We start from the raw sequence: 17,395 nt of genomic DNA on the forward strand, positions 1-17,395 counted from the left end.
CATGCACGAGCGCGACGCGAGCCTCTCACTCCGATGGATCGCGTCGTTGGTGCTCGCGATCCCAGCGCTGGTCGCGTGCGACGAGACGGGCCCAGCGTCCTTCCCCGATGCAGCGGTCGCGCGACCCGATGGCGGCGGCTTCGTCGCGAGCTCGCAGGACTTCGTCGCAGGGCTCGCCGATGCGCTCGCGCCCGCGCGCTTCCGACCGGGCGTCCCGTACCTCTTCACGTCGCGCGAGCCCGAGCCGGCCGAGGGCCTGCGCAACCGCGATCACTCGAACTACCTGCGCATGACGCCCGAGGGGCGCGGCGTGCTCGCGGAGGACACCGGCCCGGGCGTGATCACGCGGCTGTGGTTCACGATCGGCGGGCGACCCGAGCCCGACGTCGGCGACCCGGTGCGTCTGCACATCTGGATCGACGGGCGCGAGCTCGGGCTCGTGCCGGGCGAAGAAGGCGTCACGCTCGCGGCGCTCACCTCGGGCCAGCTGCCCGGCCTGCCGCGCCCGTGGGTGCTCGATCGAACGCGCGCGAGCGCGGGGTTCCTCGTGAACGTCCCGATGCAGTACGCGCAGAGCATGCGCATCGAGATCGAGCCGATGCCCGAGCTCTGGACCTACTACCAGGTCGACGGCCGTGCTCTCGCCGAGGGGACGCCGGTGACGTCGTTCGGCGAGTCGCCGAGCGATGCGCACGACGACGCGCTCGCGCGCGCGACGGAGCTCTGGGTCGAGCATGCGCATCCCGGCGAGGACGTCGTCGACGACGCGCGCGAGCTCGCGATGGGCGATGCGATCGTGCGCGAGCTCGAGGGGCCCGGCGTGATCACGACGATCGACGTGGCGTCGATGCGCGAGGTGCGCGACGCGCTCGAGGTCACGATCGAGATCGACGGAGCGATCGCCGCCGAGACGTCGCTCGGATGGCTCACCGGCAGCGCGCCGCCCGGCGGGACCTACGACTCGTCGCTGAGCGCCGCCGACGCGACGTCGGCGCGTCTGTACGCGCCGATCCCGTTCGAGACGAGCGCGCGCATCGTCGTGCGCAACGCGAGCGACGCGAGCACGACCGTGGGCATGCGCGTGCGCGTCGACGCGCGCGAGGTCCCGCCCGACGTGGGTCGCTTCGTCGCGCGCTGCAGCAGCGTCACGATCGACGTGCCCACGAGCATCTGTGAGCAGGCCTCGCCGCTCGAGTACGAGAGCGTCGTCGTCGGCGGCGCGCTCGAGGGGCGCGGTCAGTACGCGGGGCAGACGTTCGTGATGCGCACCGTCCCGATGGAGGCGTGGTGGTGGGCGCTCGAGTGCGACCACGAGATCCGCGTCGATGGCGAGCCCGCGCTGCTCGGCACCGGCACCGAGGACTACTTCGGCGGCGCGTTCTACTTCGCGCTCGGTCCGTTCTCGTCGCCGACGACGGGCGCGTCGGGCTGGCGGCGACCCGAGGGCGACGCCGACGACGGCTCGGACACGCACATGTTCCGCTGGCACCTCGTCGACGGCGTGCCCTTCGAGCGCGAGCTGCGCTTCGAGTACGAGAGCTACGTCGACGGCACCACGTGGGACGGTTGCGTGCTCGGCTATCTCGAGCCGTGACGCCTGCTCCGGCGGGTGGTAATCACGGGCCGCTCGATGTCTTCCGCGCCTCACGAGCGCACGCGCGCGCTCCTCGCTGCCTTCGCGGGCGCTGCGCTGGTGCTCTTCGGGGCGTCGCTCGCGGACGTGTTCGCGCGGCACGGGTGGACGGCGTCGTGGTACGTCGAGCGCGACGGCGAGCGCCTCGAGATGGCGCGCTCGACCGAGCATCGCGTCGTCTTCCCGAACGAGCAGCGGGCGCTCGCGCGCTACATCCAGCGCTGGGACTACGCGCGCTTCGGCATGCCCTCGTCGCTGCCGGAGATCGACGCGACGCTGCGCGCGCGGCTCCACGTGCCGGAGGGCGGTCGCGTGCTCGGCGTGCGATCGCCCGACACGACGCGCATCGAGGTCGACGGTCGCGCCTACGATGAGCGCACGACGGTGCCCGCGGGCTGGCATCGCGTCGACGTCGAGTGGCAGGCGCGGGTGCGACCGCAGAACGCGCTCGAGCTGCAGTGGGGCCCTTCGCCCGCGACGCTCGAGGCCGTGCCGCGCGACGCGCTGGTGCCGCTCGAGGGGTCGTGGCCGCCGCTGCGGGTGTGGCTCTGGCTCCTCTCGTCGATCGCCGCGCTGGTCGTCGGGTGGCAGTGCGCGCGCATCGCGACGTCGCTCGGAACGGTGCGCGCGCAACGGATCGGCGTGCTCGCGACCGCGGCAATTCTGGCACTGGGTGTCGGTTTCCGGCTCTTCGACTACGACGTGATGCCGGACTTCCGCGAGAACGACGACGAGCGTTTCGCGATCTGGAACGGCTACTCGCTGCTCGAAGACGGGACGACGCGCGGGCTCACGCTGTGGTGGCAGGACTATCTCGCCGCGGGGCAGGGCGAGATCGAGCGCCCGCAGTACTTCGACCGCAACTACCACGTCGTCACACCGTACTTCGAGCACCCGCCGCTGCTCCACGCGCTCGTCGGCGTCGCGGGGCATCTCGGCGGCGCGCGCGATCACCTCGAGGTCCCGCTCGCGCACGCGCGGCTCGTCCCGATCCTGCTCTGCGCGATCACGATCCTGCTGATCGTCGCGCTCGGCCGTCGCCTCGATCCGCGCGGGCCCGCGCCGTGGCTCGGCGCGCTGCTCTGGGCCGCGCTGCCGTGGATCGCGATGCAGACGCGCGTCGTGAAGGAAGAGGCGCTGGTCGCGCCGCTGGGCATCGGGATGGCGCTCGCGTTCGTGATCTGGCGCGAGCGACGTCGGACGAAGTGGCTCGTGCTCGCCGCGGTGCTGGCGGGGCTCGCGCCGCTCGCGAAGGTCACCGGTGTCGCGTTCGTGCTCGCGCTGATGATCCTCGTCGCGAGCGAGGGGCGGCCGCGCGACTTCGGCGTCGCGCTGCTCGCGTCGCTGCTCACGCTGAGCCTGCTCTTCGTCTTCGGCGCGGTCGTCGACTGGGACTCGTTCCTCTTCACGCAGCGCTTGCAGAGCGGACGCCCGGTCCACTGGAACATCTTCCTGCGCTTCTTCGACAGCCCGCTGATCAACCACAGCGTGATCGGGCGCGGCTGGTTGCTCTTCCTCTGGCTCGCGACGATGGCCGGGCTCGCGAAGCGTGGCCGTCGCGACGTCGCGGTCATCGCGGTGCCGCTGATCTGTTATCTCGCCGCGATCGCGCTCGGCAGCGGCACGTGGACGTTCGGCTGGTACGTCACGCCGCTGCTGCCGTTCCTGTGCGTCGCCGCGGGGCGCTTCCTCGCGGACCTGTGGCGCGCGCCCGATCTCTGGCGCGGCGCGCTCTTCGTCTTCGTGCTCGTGTTCTACTCGCTCAACTTCGTGCTCGATCCCGAGGTCGCGAAGGACGCGGCGAACTGGACCGACATCCGTCGTGTCATCACGGTCGCGCTCGCGCTCTCGCTCGCGCCGTTCGGGCTCGTCCAGGCGTTCGGCAACAGCGCGGTCGGGCCGCTCGTGCGCAGCTGGGCGCGCAGCGCGGTGGCGCTCGGGCTCGCGGTCGTCGTCGTGCTCGGCGGGCTCTTCGTGGTCCGCTACGAGACGAACGCGCTGACCTATCGCGACTTCGATCGCGACCGCTACTTCGATCGATAGCTCACACGACCGTGCTCCGGGGGTCTTGCGCGTGCGAGTAGAGTCTCGTGCGGGCGGTGGTGCTCGTTCTGCGCGGAGGCTTCACATGCGCACGGTCGACCGGGTGTCTCGGGGTGGGGTTCTGGCGGTTGCGATCCTCGCGACCGTGACGGGTTGCACCGATCGCGAGCCGGGCGCGCGCCCGCCACGCGGTGATGGCGACGGCGGCGTCGTGCTCCCGCCGGGCGTCGACGGCGGCGATCCGCGCCCGCGCGTCGACGCGGGCTGCTACGAGGGCACGCGCGACGACGACGTCGACGGCGACGGCTGGACCGAGGCGATGGGCGATTGCTACGACTGCTCGCCGCAGGTCAACCCGGGCGCGTTCGACGATCCCGGCAACGCGGTCGACGAGGACTGCCGCGACGGCGTCGCCACCGCGGCCGAGGCGTGCGACGTCGGGCTCGCGCTCGCGTCGGAGGATCCCAGCGACGGGGCGCGCGCGGTGGGTCTCTGCCGCTTCACGACCGAGACGTCGCGCGAGTGGGGCGTGCTCTCCGCGCGCTGGACGCGCGCCGATGGCAGCGGCGGGCCCGCCGATCCGCGGCAGCACGCGATGATGCCGCAGTTCGGTGCGCTCTCGGCGCGCGGCGGCGGGACGATGCTCGGCCTCTCGTCCGGCGCGGCGCGCGCGCCGGGTCAGGCGGGCTTCACGTCGGGCTGCGACGTCTACACCGACGAGCCGCAGGGCTCGTGGCCCGCCGGGCTCGATCGCCGATCGCCCGCGTGCCCCGGCGTGGTCGCGGGCGACGTCTACGATCCGATCGCGCTCGAGGTGCGGGTGCGCGTTCCGTCGAACGCGGCGGGCCTGCAGTTCGAGTCCAACTTCTTCACGTACGAGTACCCGGACTTCATCTGCTCCGAGTACAACGACTTCTTCGTCGTGCTGATGGAGCCGCGCCCCGAGGGCTCGACCGACGGCAACATCGTGTTCGACACCGCGGGCAACAAGGTCAGCGTCAACAACTCGCTGCTCCGCGCGTGCTCGCCGGGAACGTTCGGTGGGCGCAACTTCGCGTGCGATCTGGGCACGGGCCCGCTCGCGAGCACGAGCTACGACGACACCGCGGAGTGCGGGCAGTCGCCCGAGTCGCCGTTCCCGATCCCGTTCCCGATCCCCGGCGGTGGCGGGCCGGTCGGCGCGTCGACGGGCTGGCTGCGCACGCAGGTGCCGGTCGAGGCCGGATCGATCATCACGCTGCGCTTCGCCATCTGGGATGCGGGCGATCCCGATCTCGACTCGCTCACGCTCATCGACTCGTTCACGTGGCTCGTCGAAGATCCGGGTGAGGTCTCGACCGATCCGATCCTCTTCTGATCACCGTCGAACGACGGCGATCCCGCCGGTGCCCGCGATGCGGAACGCGACGTCGATGGCGTCGCGCGCGGGCACCGTGCTCATCGCCTCGAGCGACACGCTCTCTTGCCGCTGGGCGCTCGCCACGCGCGCGAGCTGATCGAGATCGTGGCGCAGCGCGCCGCCCTCGCGCACGCGGTCGATCGAGATCTCGCGCGCCGCGCCACGCTGCACCGCGAGACCACCGGCGCGCACGCGCACGTGCAGGTTGCCGCGCAGCGCATCGAGGTCGTCGGGCTCGAGCAAGCGCACCGGCACGCCGTGCAGGAGCCCCGCGTCGTCGCGACGCGCGAGGAACGACGCGGGTGCACCGCCGCGCGCGAGCGAGAGCAGCGTCCGAACGAGCACGTGCGCGGGCGCGTCGGTGACCGTGACCGCGACCACGGGTGCGTTCGCGCCGGCTGCGATGCGCTGGGCGAGCGCGGCGACCTCGTCGATCGCGACGATCACGGGACGGAACTCGCGCGGCAGCGCGGTGCGCTCCGGCGCGGCGAGCGTCGGCCCGGGCGCCTCGACGCGGAGCGCGTGACCCTCGACGCGCACCCGCGGCACCCACGCGACGTGCACGGCGTCGGCGCCGACGGAGACGATCACGTCGGGACGGATCGGTGCGCCACCGTCGCCCCGCTGCGCGAGCTCGGGCGCGATGCGCGGCGTCGGCGCGAGCACGAGCGCGCGGAGCGTCGCGGCCGCCTGGGTGATCGCGGGGCGCACCGCGCCGACGAACGCATCGTCCTCGGCGCTCGCCTCGAGGCGCGTGATCGCGGCGTCGGCGAGCGTGAGCGCGTGCACTGCGCGCCGGCCCGGCTCGTCCATCCACGCGTAGCTCGCGTCGCACGCGCCGCGACACGGATCGTCGGCGAGCGCCGCCAACGCCGCGAGCGCATCGGAGCTCGACGACACTGCGCGCGCGGCGGCGAGCACGCGCAGCACGTCCCGGCGAGGGCCGCTCGAGGCGCTCGCGAGCGACGTCGTCGCCGACCCGTCGCCGAGCGCGTCGAGCGCGGCGATCGACTCGTCGGCGGGACGACGAAACGGTCCGCGCCGCATCGCGACGAGCTCGCTGCGCAGGTGCGCGACGAGCGCGTCCTCGGGCATGCCGGTGGCCTCGGCGATCTGCGCGGGCGCGGGCGAGCGCGTCGGGTCGAGCGCGGCGACGAGCAGGAGATCGGTCGCGAGCGCGGCGCGCAGGAAGCGCGCTTCGGCGATCGCGGGATCGCGCTCGCTCCCGGTGCGGACGAGGATCGCGAGCGTGCGCAGCGCGTCGAGCGATCGCGCGCCGCCTTCGTCGTACGTGCGCAGCGACTCGCGGATGCCGATGAGCTGCGAGGCCGCGCTCTGCGCACGAGCCGTCGCGACCGGCGCGATCACGAGGACGAACAGGAGCGAGATCAGTCGAGACCGCATCGCGCCCGATGGTCGACGGAACGCTCCGCGCGCGAAAGGACGTCTTCCGCCTACACTGTGCACGTCCGCTTCAGCGCGAAACCGCGTCGAAGCAGAGCCAGCGGCGGTTCGGGTCCTCGGCGTCGATCTCGAAGCGCAGCGCGTGGGTCCCGCCGTCGGTCTCGACGTCGCGCTGCACCCACTCGCGCCCGTTCGGGATCACCAGCTGCGCGCGCTCGGTGTCGTCGACGATCACGCGCAGCGCGAGGGGCGCACCGACGCCGCCTGCGTGGGTCTCGTCGCTGATCCCGGCGCCCACGCGCAGCGCGCCGCGCAGCGGCGCCTCGGGCCACTCGATCACGAGCGTGCCACTCGGCGGCGGGTGCGCGGTGATGCAGCCGCGGAACCATCCGTCGACGATCTGCGACGTGCGCCGGATCGAGACGTGGGGCGCCGACGCGCACTGCCAGCCTTCGTCGTCCTGCGGGGTGTCGGTGCAGAGCTCGCTGCGTCCGTCGTCGTGACGGATCGAGACGCGCGCGCGCTCGAGGTCGTACGCGAAGTGGTGGCCCGACGCGGCGCGCAGCATCGCGAGCAGGATCGCGAGGAAGGGCAGCGCGATCACGACGAGATGCGCGTTCGCACGGAGGCGCGACGGCACGCGAGCCCAGACGCGATCACGCAGCGCGATCACGCGCGCGCGGTGTCGCTCGGGCACGCGCGGCCAGGCCGCGTAGAGCACGATCACGAGCGCGCCGATCAGCGTGAGCAGCATGCCCATCGCGGTCGGAAAGAAGAGCGCGCCGTAGCGCAGCTCGACGCGCGATGCGCCCTCGGGCACCGCGACGCGCATCAGCCGCAGGCGCGCGCTGCCGGGCACGGGCTCGGGCGTGATCTCGAGCGCGCGACCGTTCGCGTACGCGCGCCAACCGGGCGCGAAAGCGCGCCGCACCACGACCTCGCGGGCGCCGCGCGGATCGAACACCACGCGCTCGCGCTCGAGGTTCGTCACGTCGGCGCGCGCGCCGGTGCTCGCATCGACGACGACCGCGCCGGTCCAGCCGTCGAGCTCGAACACGCGCTGGCCACCGAAGCGCTGCACCTCGTGCGCGGCGCGCCGCAGCTCGCCCGGGAGCGACGTCGCGACGACGTAGCGCACGTTGATCGCGCGCAGCGCGTCGGGGTCGAGGGTGTCGGGCGTGTTGCGGAACGCTTCGCCCACGAGCACGCCGTGGATGATCCCGGGGTGCCCCGAGAACGCGGGCGCGGCCTGCGGCAGGTGCGTGCTCTGATCGAAGTGCAGCACGCGGAAGAAGGGCGTCGAGGGTTGCGCACGCAACCATGCCCACGCCGCGCGACGATCCTCCCAGTCGGCGAGCGTGCTCGTGTACGTCGCCTCGCGCGTGATCAACACGCGCGCGAGCGTCTCCGGCGCATCGGCGAGGAAGGGCGCACAGAGCGCGAGCGTGAGCGCGAGGCTCACGCGCCCGCGCCACGTGGACCAGGTGCGCGCGAGCATCGGCGCGACGCGCGCGACGAGGTCGTGCACCACGCACCCGGCGAGCGCGAAGAGCAGCGGCTTCGCGATCATCATCATGCGCGGGAAGACGATGCGCCCGAGCGGCGGCAGCCACCGCACCATGTCGAGCTGCAGCAGCCAGCCCGGCGTGGAGATCAGCATCGCGATCAGCGCGCCGACGGCGAGCACGCGGCGATGGCCGCGCGAGAGCACGCCCGTCAGGAGGCCGAGGCCGACGAGCGGACCGACCCATGGCCCGCCGTTGAGAATGCCGGTGCCGTCGAGGAAGCGCGCGCCGATGTCGGGCGCGCTTCGATAGAGCTGCCCGTGATCGTCCATCCACGCGGTGTGCGCGAACATCGGCAGCATCCACCAGCACGCGACCAGGCCGGCGACGACGAACACCGACGTCAGCCGCGCGACGTCGCGGCGAAGGTGCGGCTGCTCGACCGCGCGCATCACGAGGAGCGCGGGGCCGATCGCGCCGAGCGCGAGGAGGCTCGCCTGGTGCGAGAAGAGCGCGATGCCGAGCAGCGCCATCGCGCGCGCGCCCTGGGCGCGTCTTCCGCCGTCGAGGAACGCGAGCAGATCGGCGAGGCCGAGGAAGAAGACGCTCATCGCGAGCGCCATCGGCCAGACGCCGAAGAGCACGTCGTAGAACCAGCCGCCCTCGCTGTGGTCGCCCCAGTCGGCGAGCATCAGCAGGCCCGCGGCGAGCGCGCCGATGCGGCCCGCGCCCGCGACGCGCGCGAGCCGGTACACCGAGAGCGACACGAGCGCGCGGAAGCCGACGAACGCGAGCGCGTACGTCTGGTGCCACTCGAGGTGCGGCGTGAAGAGCCGGAAGAGGAGGATCCAGATCGTCCCGGTCGGCGTGTACAGCGTGTGCTGCGGGACGCCTGCCTCGACGCGATCGGTCCAGCCGCGCAGCCACGGGAGCAGCTCGTCCCAGACGAGCGCGGCCTTTCCGAAGTGCGAGCCGTGATCCCAGGAGATCGGCGGGGAGAGATCCGCCGAGAGGCCGGGCCAGAGCTGCGCGATCGCGACGCCGATCAGCGTGAGCGGCGCGAGCAGCGCCAGGAGGCGCGCGGCGGACGGCGCCCGCATCGCGCTACCGCTGGTGCTCGGGGCGCTCGAGGCGCAGCTTCCACACCATCGTGATCGCTTCCATGAAGATGCGGCTCGACATCTTCGACTGGCCGTTCTTGCGATCGACGAAGTGGATCGGGACCTCGACCACGGCGAACCCGCGCTGGATCGCGCGGTAGGTCAGCTCGATCTGGAACGAGTAGCCCTCGCTGCGCACCGCGCCGAGATCGATCGCGCGCAGCACGTCCGCGCGGAACGCCTTGTACCCGCTGGTGAGATCGCGGATCGGCAGGCCGAGGATCGTGCGGCTGTAGAGCGAGCCGCCCTTGCTGAGGAAGTGACGGCCGACGCCCCAGCCGGTCACGCCGCCGCCCGGCACGTTGCGCGATCCGATCACGACGTCGGCGCCGCGCTCGAACGCCTTGAGGAACTGCGGCAGGTGCATCGGATCGTGCGAGAGATCCGCGTCCATCTCGAAGAAGAGCTCGTAGCCCTCCGCGAGGCCGCGCTGGAACGCCTGCACGTACGCGGTGCCGATGCCGAGCTTGCCCGGGCGGTGCATCACCTTCACGCGCGGGTCGCTCGCCGCGAGGCGGTCGGCGACGTCGCCGGTGCCGTCGGGCGATGCGTCGTCGACGACGAGCACGTGGGCCTCGGGCACCCAGCGGAGCACACCTTCGACGAAGCGCTCGAGGTTGTCGCGCTCGTTGTAGGTCGGCGTGACGATCAAGGTGCGCGGAATGGCCATGTCGGATGCAGCCGAGAAGAAAGGCGGCGGACGATAGCACGGGGGCAATGCGCGCCCAGCCCGTGCTATACCCGTCGGCCCCGGCGGCCACGGCAAGGTGAGAGGACGTCGGCTGATCGAAGTGCCGATTCCCGCTGCATCCGACGTCCCGCGCGCGCCCTCGTCTTCCTCGCCGCAGCCCGCTGCTGCCCCGGCGCGCGGAGGCAGGCCGATCGCGGTGAGCGTCGTCGTCACGATGCTCGCGTCGGTCGTGCTCGCGATCGCCGACATCGCGCAGTCGCCGATCCGCACGACGGCGCCGCGCGTCGGCCCCTCCGACTTCGTCGTGGCGGCGCTGCACATCGGCGCGCTGTACGTCGCGTGCGGCGCGGCCGTCGGCGTCGCGCTCGGTCTCGCGGTGGCGATCGTCGGTCGTGGTCGCGCCGCCGGCGCCACGCTCGAGCGTCTCGGGACGGGCGCGCACTGGCTGAGACCGGACCCGCCCGGCGTCGCGCGCGTGATCGCCACGGCGATCGCCGCGATCGGGCTGTTCGCGACCGCGGCGGGCCTGCACGTCGTCGCGGTGTCGCGCTTCCACCGCGCCGATCTCGCGGGGTACCTCGTCGGCGCGGTCGTCGTCGCGGCGGCGTGGGTGCTGTCCGCGCTGCGCGCCGCGATCGCCGTCGCGTTGCGCCCGGTGATCGCGGGGCTGGGCCGCGCCGGGACGCGCGCGTCGATCGCGATCCTCGCGCTCGTGCTCGTCGTGGCGGTCACGGCGATCTTCCTCGCGCTCCACCCGGAGATCCTCCTCGCGTACGACCCGGTGGCGCTGGCGTGGATCCCCGCGATCGGGGTGGCGTGGATCGCCTGCGCAGCGCTCTCGGTGGCGCGGATGCGGCGTGCACGTCGTGCTCGCGTCCGCGCGCTCGCCGCAGTGCTCGTCGTGCTCGCGACGGTCGCGCTGCTCACGAGCGCGACGACGTTCGGCGAGTCGAACCGCGTTCGCAGCGTCGTCGAGCAGCGCAGCGTGATCGGACGGCGTGTGATCCGGCTGCTCTCGCCGATCACCGATCGCGATGGCGATCGCTACTCGTGGGCGTTCGGCGGCGGCGACTGCGACGACACGAACGCGTCGATCCATCCCGGCGCGCTCGACGAGCCGGGCGACGACGTCGACCAGGACTGCTTCGGCGGCGATGGATCGCCGAACGTCGTCGAGCGCGGGCTGGGTCGGTTCGGCGCGCCGGTCGAGGGGCTCGCGCAGCCCAACTTCCTCGTGGTCACGATCGACGCGCTGCGGCGTGATCACCTCGGGGCGTACGGTTACTCGCGACCGACGTCGCCGAACATCGACGCGTTCCTCGGCGACGCCGTCGACTTCCGCGAGGTCGTGCCGCAGTCGTCTCGCTCGCTGCGCTCGATCCCGGCGATGTGGACGGGCAACTACGCGTCCGAGGTCGCCTACGGGCCGGAGTACCTCTGGCCCTCGTTGCTCCAGGAGAACGTCACGGCGCCGGAGCTGCTGCGCGATCGCGCCGGATACGAGACGTCGGTGATCATGGCCACCGACTACTTCGAGCGGATGACCGACTTCTTCCAGGGGTTCGAGCAGGTCACCCAGTTCGAGATGCCGGATCCGCCGCGTGAGCGCGCGGTGAACGAGGCGCTGCCCGAGATGCGCCGACTGGCTGCCTCCGGCCAGCCGTGGCTCCTCTGGGTCCATCTCTACAACTGCCACGTTCCCTATCTGCAAGACGGAGTGGAGTCGCAGTTCGGCAGCGAGCAGGTCGACCTCTACGACACCGAGATCACGCTCGCGGACCGGCAGTTCCAGCGGCTGCTCGATGCGCTCGACGAGCTCGGGCTGCGCGATCGCACCGTCGTCGTGCTCGCGTCGGATCACGGCGAGGGCTTCGGTGAGCACGGCACGTTCGGGCACTCGACGACGCTCTACGAAGAGGAGCTGCGATCGCTGCTCGCGGTGCGCGTGCCGGGCGTCGCGGCGCGTCGAGTGGACCAGCCCGTCGGCTTGCTCGACGTCGCGCCGACGATCCTGAACCTCGCGCGCGTCGAGCCGAACCAGGAGATCTCGGGCGTCAGCCTCGTGCCGTTCATGACGGGCGAGCGCGAGCCCGACGCGGATCGCCCGATCTTCGCGGAGCTGTTGCCGGACGGGCTCCACCCGTACGACGTCAAGGTGATGCGGCGCGGCGCGCGGAAGCTGATGTGGTGGGTGCGCGACGGGACGTTCCAGTACTTCGATCTGCAGGCCGATCCCGCGGAGGAGCACGACCTCTCGGACGAGCGGCGCGCCGACGCGCTCGAGATGATGTCGGCGCTGCGTGCGTGGATCGCGGGATCGGCGCGCGCAGAGAATCGCACCGACACGTTCGTCGACCGGAACCGACTGCGCGCGATGCCGACGGTCACACACCCGGTCGAGATCCGCTATCCGGGGATGTTCACCGTCGTCGGGATCGACATGCCGCGTGATCGATTCACGCACGGCGAGGCGATCCCGCTGACGTTCTATTATCGAGTCGACGGTCAGATCGACTCCGATCTGTTCTTCTACGTCGACATCGCCGGTCCGCCGGGCGTGCGCATCCCCGCGCACTTCCACGCGTGGCACTTCCCGCTGCACTCGCGATATCCGACCTCGCGCTGGGTGCCCGGGGAGATCGTGCGCGACCCGACTCCGATCGTGATCCCCGAAGAGCTCACCGCGCCGGTGCGACTGCACTTGTCTCTGCGTGTGAGAGACGGAGATCGCATCCTCTCGGCCGACGTCGACGGCGAGTCCCTCACGACGGTCCCGCTGATGGATCTCGACGTCGTCCCGCGCGCGGAGCTCTCGACTTCGCCGCGCTGAGCGGCGCCATGTAGATCTCCCGCGCGCTCTATCCCGAGCGCTCAGGAGGTAGAGATGGTCGATCGGAGATCCCCAGGAACGATTGCGTTGTTGGCGCTCGTCGGTGCAGCCGCGAGCGCGTGCGACGACCCAGGAGCGGCTCGTGTCGATGACGCGCTGACCGGCGGTACCGTGACCGGCGCGGACCAGCGACCCGAGATCGGACGATTCGACAACGAGTGTCATGGCACGCTCATCCACCCGCGCTGGGTGCTGAGCACGGCGAGCTGCCCGTGGGGATCGGGCCCGCTCTACGCCCTCGGTGGGGCCTGGAGCGACGTCATCGACACGCCTTCCGTCGATGGCTTCGAGCTGAGCATCACGCACGACGGCGTGGCGTTCTCGTGGGACGCGTGTGATGGCGGGCCCTGTGAGGTCGAGCGCACGATCACGCTCCACGGCGAGACCGTTCGGGGCGCGAACGATCTCGTGCTGGTGCGACTGGCGAACCCGGTGCGCGCATCCGAGGCGGTGCCCACTTCGATCGCGACTGGATATCCCAACGAGTTCTCGACAGTGACGGCCTGGGGGAGCAGCAGCTGGCTCCCCGGGCCGCCCGACGGTGGCGGCGGCGTGCCCTCGCCGCGCCCGATGCAGTGGCGCGAGCACGTGTATGGCACTCCCTCGGGGGCAGGGACGCCGGATGTCGGGGGCCCGCGCACGCTCGGAGTCCGCACCAGCGGTGGCGCGGTGTATGCGCTGACGAGCAACGATGACGTCGTCGCGGAGCCGATCCCCCGACGTGCAGAGATCATGGCGATCGTGAACGAGTGGGAGGCGCACGGCGCGCAAGACATCAGCCGCAACGGCTGGTGCACGCAGTCCACCGGGCGCGTGCACTGGGGCGACGTCGACGCGAACGGCACCCCCGACGCGATCTGTCACGACGTGAGCTCGGGGGCACTTCAGGTCGCCGAGAACCGGAATCGCGTGATTCGTCAGCAGTTCAGCTCGGCGTCCGCGTTCTGCGCGGGCACGGGAAGGACGCTGCTCACCGGCGACTTCAATGGTGATGGCCGGACCGACCTGCTCTGCCGCACCTCCGGCGGAGTCATCGAGATCGACTACGCATCGTCGTCTTCGGCGACACGCTACCGCTCGAGCACGACCTCCATCGTCAGCTCTGCGTGGTGCACGCACTCCACGGCGACGCTGCAGGTGGCGGACGTCAACGGCGATCGGCGCTCGGATCTGCTCTGCCGCGACCGTGTGACCGGCCAGATGTGGATCGACCTCGCGAGCACGGCCGCGACCGGACAGTTCGCGGCCGCGACCGACCTCGGCTACTCGACCTCGTGGTGCACGCATTCCGGAGCGCGCCTCTACGTCGGCGACTTCAACGGAGACCATCGGAGCGACCTGCTCTGCCACACCACGACGACGGGCCACCTGCACCTCCAGCTCGCGAACGCCGTCGCCCCCTACTACGACGCGACGACGGATGCCGAGCTGGCGAGCGGTCGGAGCACCGGAATCGCTTGCACGGGCACCGGACAGGGCACCTGCAGCGAGGGGCAGCAGTGCGAGTCGGGCGCGTGTCGGGAGCGCCTGTGCGTGGGCGCCGGGAGCCGACTCTCGACCGCCGACCACAGCGGCGATGGTCTGAGTGACGTGCTCTGCGAGTACCCCAGCGGGCGTACCGCTGGGCTCCGCAGCTACGGTGGACGACCGAGCGCCGGTGGGGCGCTCTTGCGGACCACGGCCGACGGCCGGTTCGGTTGGCTCGGGCGCGTGCGCGCGCGTCGTACGGACGCCGCGTCGCAGCCGTGGTCGACGGGGAGCTGATCGCAGAGAAACGAGAAACGGGAGCGCGATTCTCGCGCTCCCGTTCTCCATGTCCGTCACCCGCGTCGCGTGCTCATTGCCACTCGAGCTCGCTCAATCCGGCGCTCGTGCGGTGATGGCTCACCACCACGAACCGGATCCGCATGACGCCGTCGAGGTCGACCTGCTGCTCGACCCACTGCGGGTCGGGGCGGAACGGGATGTCGCCGTCGATCGAGCGGAGCACCTGGCCGTCTTCGCCGTAGAGCTCGAGGCGGTACTGGTTCGTGCCGCGATCGTGGTGCGGCGCGTTCGACGTGTTGAGCATGCGGACACGCTCGATGTGGTGCGGGCTCGAGAAGCGCACCTCGAGCCAGCCCGGCTGGCCGTCGGGAACGAGCCACCACGTGTCGGTGCGACCGTCGACGGCCTTGTCCTGATCGTATGCGGGCGCGTCGGCCCACACCGCCGACGCGTGCACCGTGTACTCGGGCTTGCGCGTGAGGAAGTACGTCGCGGTCAGCGCGCCGACCGCGAGGAGCACCGCGCTGGCGGTGCGGGCGACGCGCGTGAAGACCAGCGCGCGGCGATCGAGCGCGGCCGACGCGAGCCGGCGATCCGCCGTGTGTCGCGCGTGCGTGACCTGCTGGTAGAGGTCGCCGTGGGCGGGGCTGATCTCGGCGTCGAGCAGCGGGAGCGACGCCGCGTGGAACGCGGCGCGCGCGGCTTCGATCGTCTCGATCTCCTTGTCGCTCGCACCGCGTGCGCGAAGCACCGTCGCGCGGAGCGCGCGCTCGTCGACGACGGGCGCTTCCACGCGCGCGACCGGCGCCGCCGGGGCGGCTTCCGCGTCGACCTCGGCCGCGGCGTCGACCTCGGCCTCCGCGTCGACCTCGAGCTCCGCGTCGGCGGCGCTCGTCGGATCCTCCGCTGCCGCTTCGGTCACCGGCGGTGCCGGCGCGACCGCGGCGTCGAGCTGGAGGCTTCGCGCGAGCGTCGGCGCGGCCGTGAGCGTCGCGTCGAGCGCGGACCCTGCGAGGCGCAGCCCTTCCGCGGTGTGCCCGTTGGCCCACAGCGTGTCGGCCGCGTCGCTCCGCTGGCGACCGAGCGCGAGCGCATCGGCGATCGCACGTCGCGCGCGCTCGTCGACGCGCGCGACCAGCTCGCCGTCACGCCGAAGCGTGAAGTACTCGATGAGCGAGGTGAGAGGGCTCGTGCGACCCGCGCTCGAGCGCGTCGGCGTGCCAGGGTTCGTCGCGGACGTCACTGAGAGATCACCCGAGTCGTGGGAAGTGGCTCCGGATGTACCGAGGTGCCGCCGGAGAAGCAAGGGCGCCGGGCGTTGGCCCGGGGTCGAACGTCGTCTATGGTGCGCGCCTCGTGAACGCGGTACCAACGCACGAGACCCGCCCAGAACGTCGCGCTCGAGCTGCCTGGGCCCTCCGTGCGCTCCTCGTCGTCGTCGCCACCGGCGCGTCGATCGCGGCGTGGGTCTACGGCCTTCCTGCCGCGCTCGACCTGCGGAATTGGTTCTACCCGGTGCGCTGGCGCGAGCTCGATGCGAGCCCGCTCGCGTTCGTGCTCGGCGCGCTCGTGCCGCTGCTGCTCGTGATCGTCTGGCGCGCAGCGCGCGCGCGGCGGCACGTGGTCGCGCTCGCCTTGCTCGTCGGGACGAGCCTCGCGGCGCAGACCGCGTCGCTGTTGCTCGTCGGGCCCGAGCTCGAGACCGCGCTCGAGCGCTTCGAGGGCGGGCACGGCGACTTCTTGCGCGCCGCGCACGCCGCGCGCGAGCGGCGTCTGCGCGACCTGCTCGCTGCGTATCCGGAAGAGGCCGAGGCCGGGACCTTCAGCAACTTCGGCAAGAGCAAGCCACCCGGGACGTTCGCGCTCTACGCGTGGATCGAGCGCGAGGGTCGGACCGGACCGGCGCGGACGCTCCTCGCGCCGCTGCGGCGGCTCGCCGATCGGAGGCCGCGGCTGCGCACGCACCCCGAGGCCGTCGCCGCCGCGATCGTCGCGTTCCCGGTGATCACGTCGCTCGTCGTGATCCCGATCGTGTTGCTCGGCTGGGCGCTCTCGGGCCGCAGCGCGCCCGGCTACGCGGCGGCCGTGCTGTGGGCGACGTGCCCGGCCGTGCTCGTCGTGACGCACCACGCGGACGGCTCGTGGTACGCGCTGCTCGCGACGACGGCGTGCGCGCTCGCCGCGCTCGGCGGGCGGACGCGGCGCGCGTGGATCTCGGGCTGCGGCGGGCTCGTTCTCGCGCTCGGAATCTGGAGCAGTTACGGGCTCTTACCGGTGCTCGCGCTCGCGCTGGGCGCGCAAGGCGCGGCGGTGCTCGCGGTGACGCGCAGCGGCGCACGGCTCGCGCTGATCCGCGCCGTCGCGCGGCAGGCGATCGCGTTCGTGCTCGGTCTCGCGACCGGCATCGCGGCGCTCGTCGAGGGCGGCGTCTTCCCGCAGCCGCTCGAGGGGTATCGCACCGCGATGCGGTACCACACGCTCTGGAAGATGGAGTACGTCGGTGGCGTGTGGGGCCTGACCGGCGGGCTCGAGCTCTGGATGTGGGTCGGCTTCCCGTTGCTCGCGCTGATGCTCGTCGCGATCGCCACATCCGCGCGCGATCTGCGGTCGCGATCGTCGCGCGTGGTCGCGGCGCTCGGCGCGGCGTTCGTCGCGGTGCACGTCGTCGTGATGCTCGTCGCGGGATCGAACGAGTCGGCGCGCCTCTGGCTCTTCCAGGTGCCGATCGTCGCGGCGATCGCCGGGCTCGGGCTCGCTCGCGTGCGCGGCGGGTCGTCGCTGCTCGCGCTCGCCGTCCTGGCGCAGCTCGCGCTCGTGCCGATCACGCGCGCGTGGCAGCCGTGGTGATCGCGCGCCGCGGCTGACGCCGATCCGAGGCGCCTGGTCTTGCGCTCGCCACGAGC

General features: G+C 72.2%; 10 protein-coding genes. 6 read left to right on the forward strand and 4 right to left on the reverse strand.

The window, feature by feature from the left end:
- Window position 1: 1 nt before the first annotated feature.
- The 3 genes from DB32_RS14795 to DB32_RS14805 all read left to right on the forward strand — a co-directional run bounded on the left by DB32_RS14795 (window position 2) and on the right by DB32_RS14805 (window position 5,033).
- On the forward strand, window positions 2–1,594 hold the full coding sequence (locus DB32_RS14795; RefSeq protein ID WP_053233108.1) for a DUF2961 domain-containing protein: 1,593 nt from the start codon (window positions 2–4) through the stop codon (window positions 1,592–1,594).
- 36 nt (window positions 1,595–1,630) lie between these two features.
- Complete coding sequence (locus DB32_RS14800; protein WP_157069051.1) at window positions 1,631–3,676, forward strand: ArnT family glycosyltransferase; 2,046 nt, start codon at window positions 1,631–1,633, stop codon at window positions 3,674–3,676.
- A 145-nt stretch (window positions 3,677–3,821) separates the two neighbouring features.
- On the forward strand, window positions 3,822–5,033 hold the full coding sequence (locus DB32_RS14805) for a hypothetical protein (RefSeq protein ID WP_053233110.1): 1,212 nt from the start codon (window positions 3,822–3,824) through the stop codon (window positions 5,031–5,033).
- On the opposite strand, the gene DB32_RS46725 is transcribed toward DB32_RS14805, so the two are convergent.
- From DB32_RS46725 to DB32_RS14820, 3 genes are all read right to left on the reverse strand, one after another.
- A complete protein-coding gene (locus DB32_RS46725; RefSeq protein ID WP_053233111.1) occupies window positions 5,034–6,479 on the reverse strand; it encodes a hypothetical protein in 1,446 nt (481 codons plus the stop codon).
- A 70-nt stretch (window positions 6,480–6,549) separates the two neighbouring features.
- On the reverse strand, window positions 6,550–9,084 hold the full coding sequence (locus DB32_RS46730; RefSeq protein ID WP_053233112.1) for a 6-pyruvoyl-tetrahydropterin synthase-related protein: 2,535 nt from the start codon (window positions 9,082–9,084) through the stop codon (window positions 6,550–6,552).
- Between the two features lie 4 nt (window positions 9,085–9,088).
- Window positions 9,089–9,814 (reverse strand): polyprenol monophosphomannose synthase, encoded by a 726-nt coding sequence (locus DB32_RS14820; RefSeq protein ID WP_053233113.1) that lies wholly within the window; start codon window positions 9,812–9,814, stop codon window positions 9,089–9,091.
- A 217-nt stretch (window positions 9,815–10,031) separates the two neighbouring features.
- Here DB32_RS14820 and DB32_RS14825 point away from each other — a divergent pair, with 217 nt between their 5' ends.
- The gene (locus tag DB32_RS14825; RefSeq protein WP_053233114.1) at window positions 10,032–12,665 is read left to right on the forward strand and encodes a sulfatase-like hydrolase/transferase; all 2,634 of its coding nucleotides are present in this window, start codon (window positions 10,032–10,034) and stop codon (window positions 12,663–12,665) included.
- 171 nt (window positions 12,666–12,836) lie between these two features.
- Window positions 12,837–14,489: an FG-GAP repeat domain-containing protein gene (locus DB32_RS14830; protein ID WP_169791451.1), complete on the forward strand. Its 1,653-nt coding sequence runs from the start codon at window positions 12,837–12,839 to the stop codon at window positions 14,487–14,489.
- Window positions 14,490–14,562: 73 nt separating this feature from the next.
- Here DB32_RS14830 and DB32_RS14835 read toward each other — a convergent pair whose 3' ends face one another.
- A complete protein-coding gene (locus DB32_RS14835) occupies window positions 14,563–15,735 on the reverse strand; it encodes a discoidin/SUN/FTP domain-containing protein (protein WP_053233116.1) in 1,173 nt (390 codons plus the stop codon).
- Between the two features lie 113 nt (window positions 15,736–15,848).
- On the opposite strand from DB32_RS14835, the gene DB32_RS14840 reads away from it, so the two are divergent.
- The gene (locus tag DB32_RS14840; protein WP_157069053.1) at window positions 15,849–17,339 is read left to right on the forward strand and encodes a hypothetical protein; all 1,491 of its coding nucleotides are present in this window, start codon (window positions 15,849–15,851) and stop codon (window positions 17,337–17,339) included.
- Window positions 17,340–17,395: the final 56 nt, after the last annotated feature.

This window comes from Sandaracinus amylolyticus (genome assembly GCF_000737325.1).
Taxonomy (GTDB): Bacteria; Myxococcota_A; Polyangia; order Polyangiales; family Sandaracinaceae; genus Sandaracinus; species Sandaracinus amylolyticus.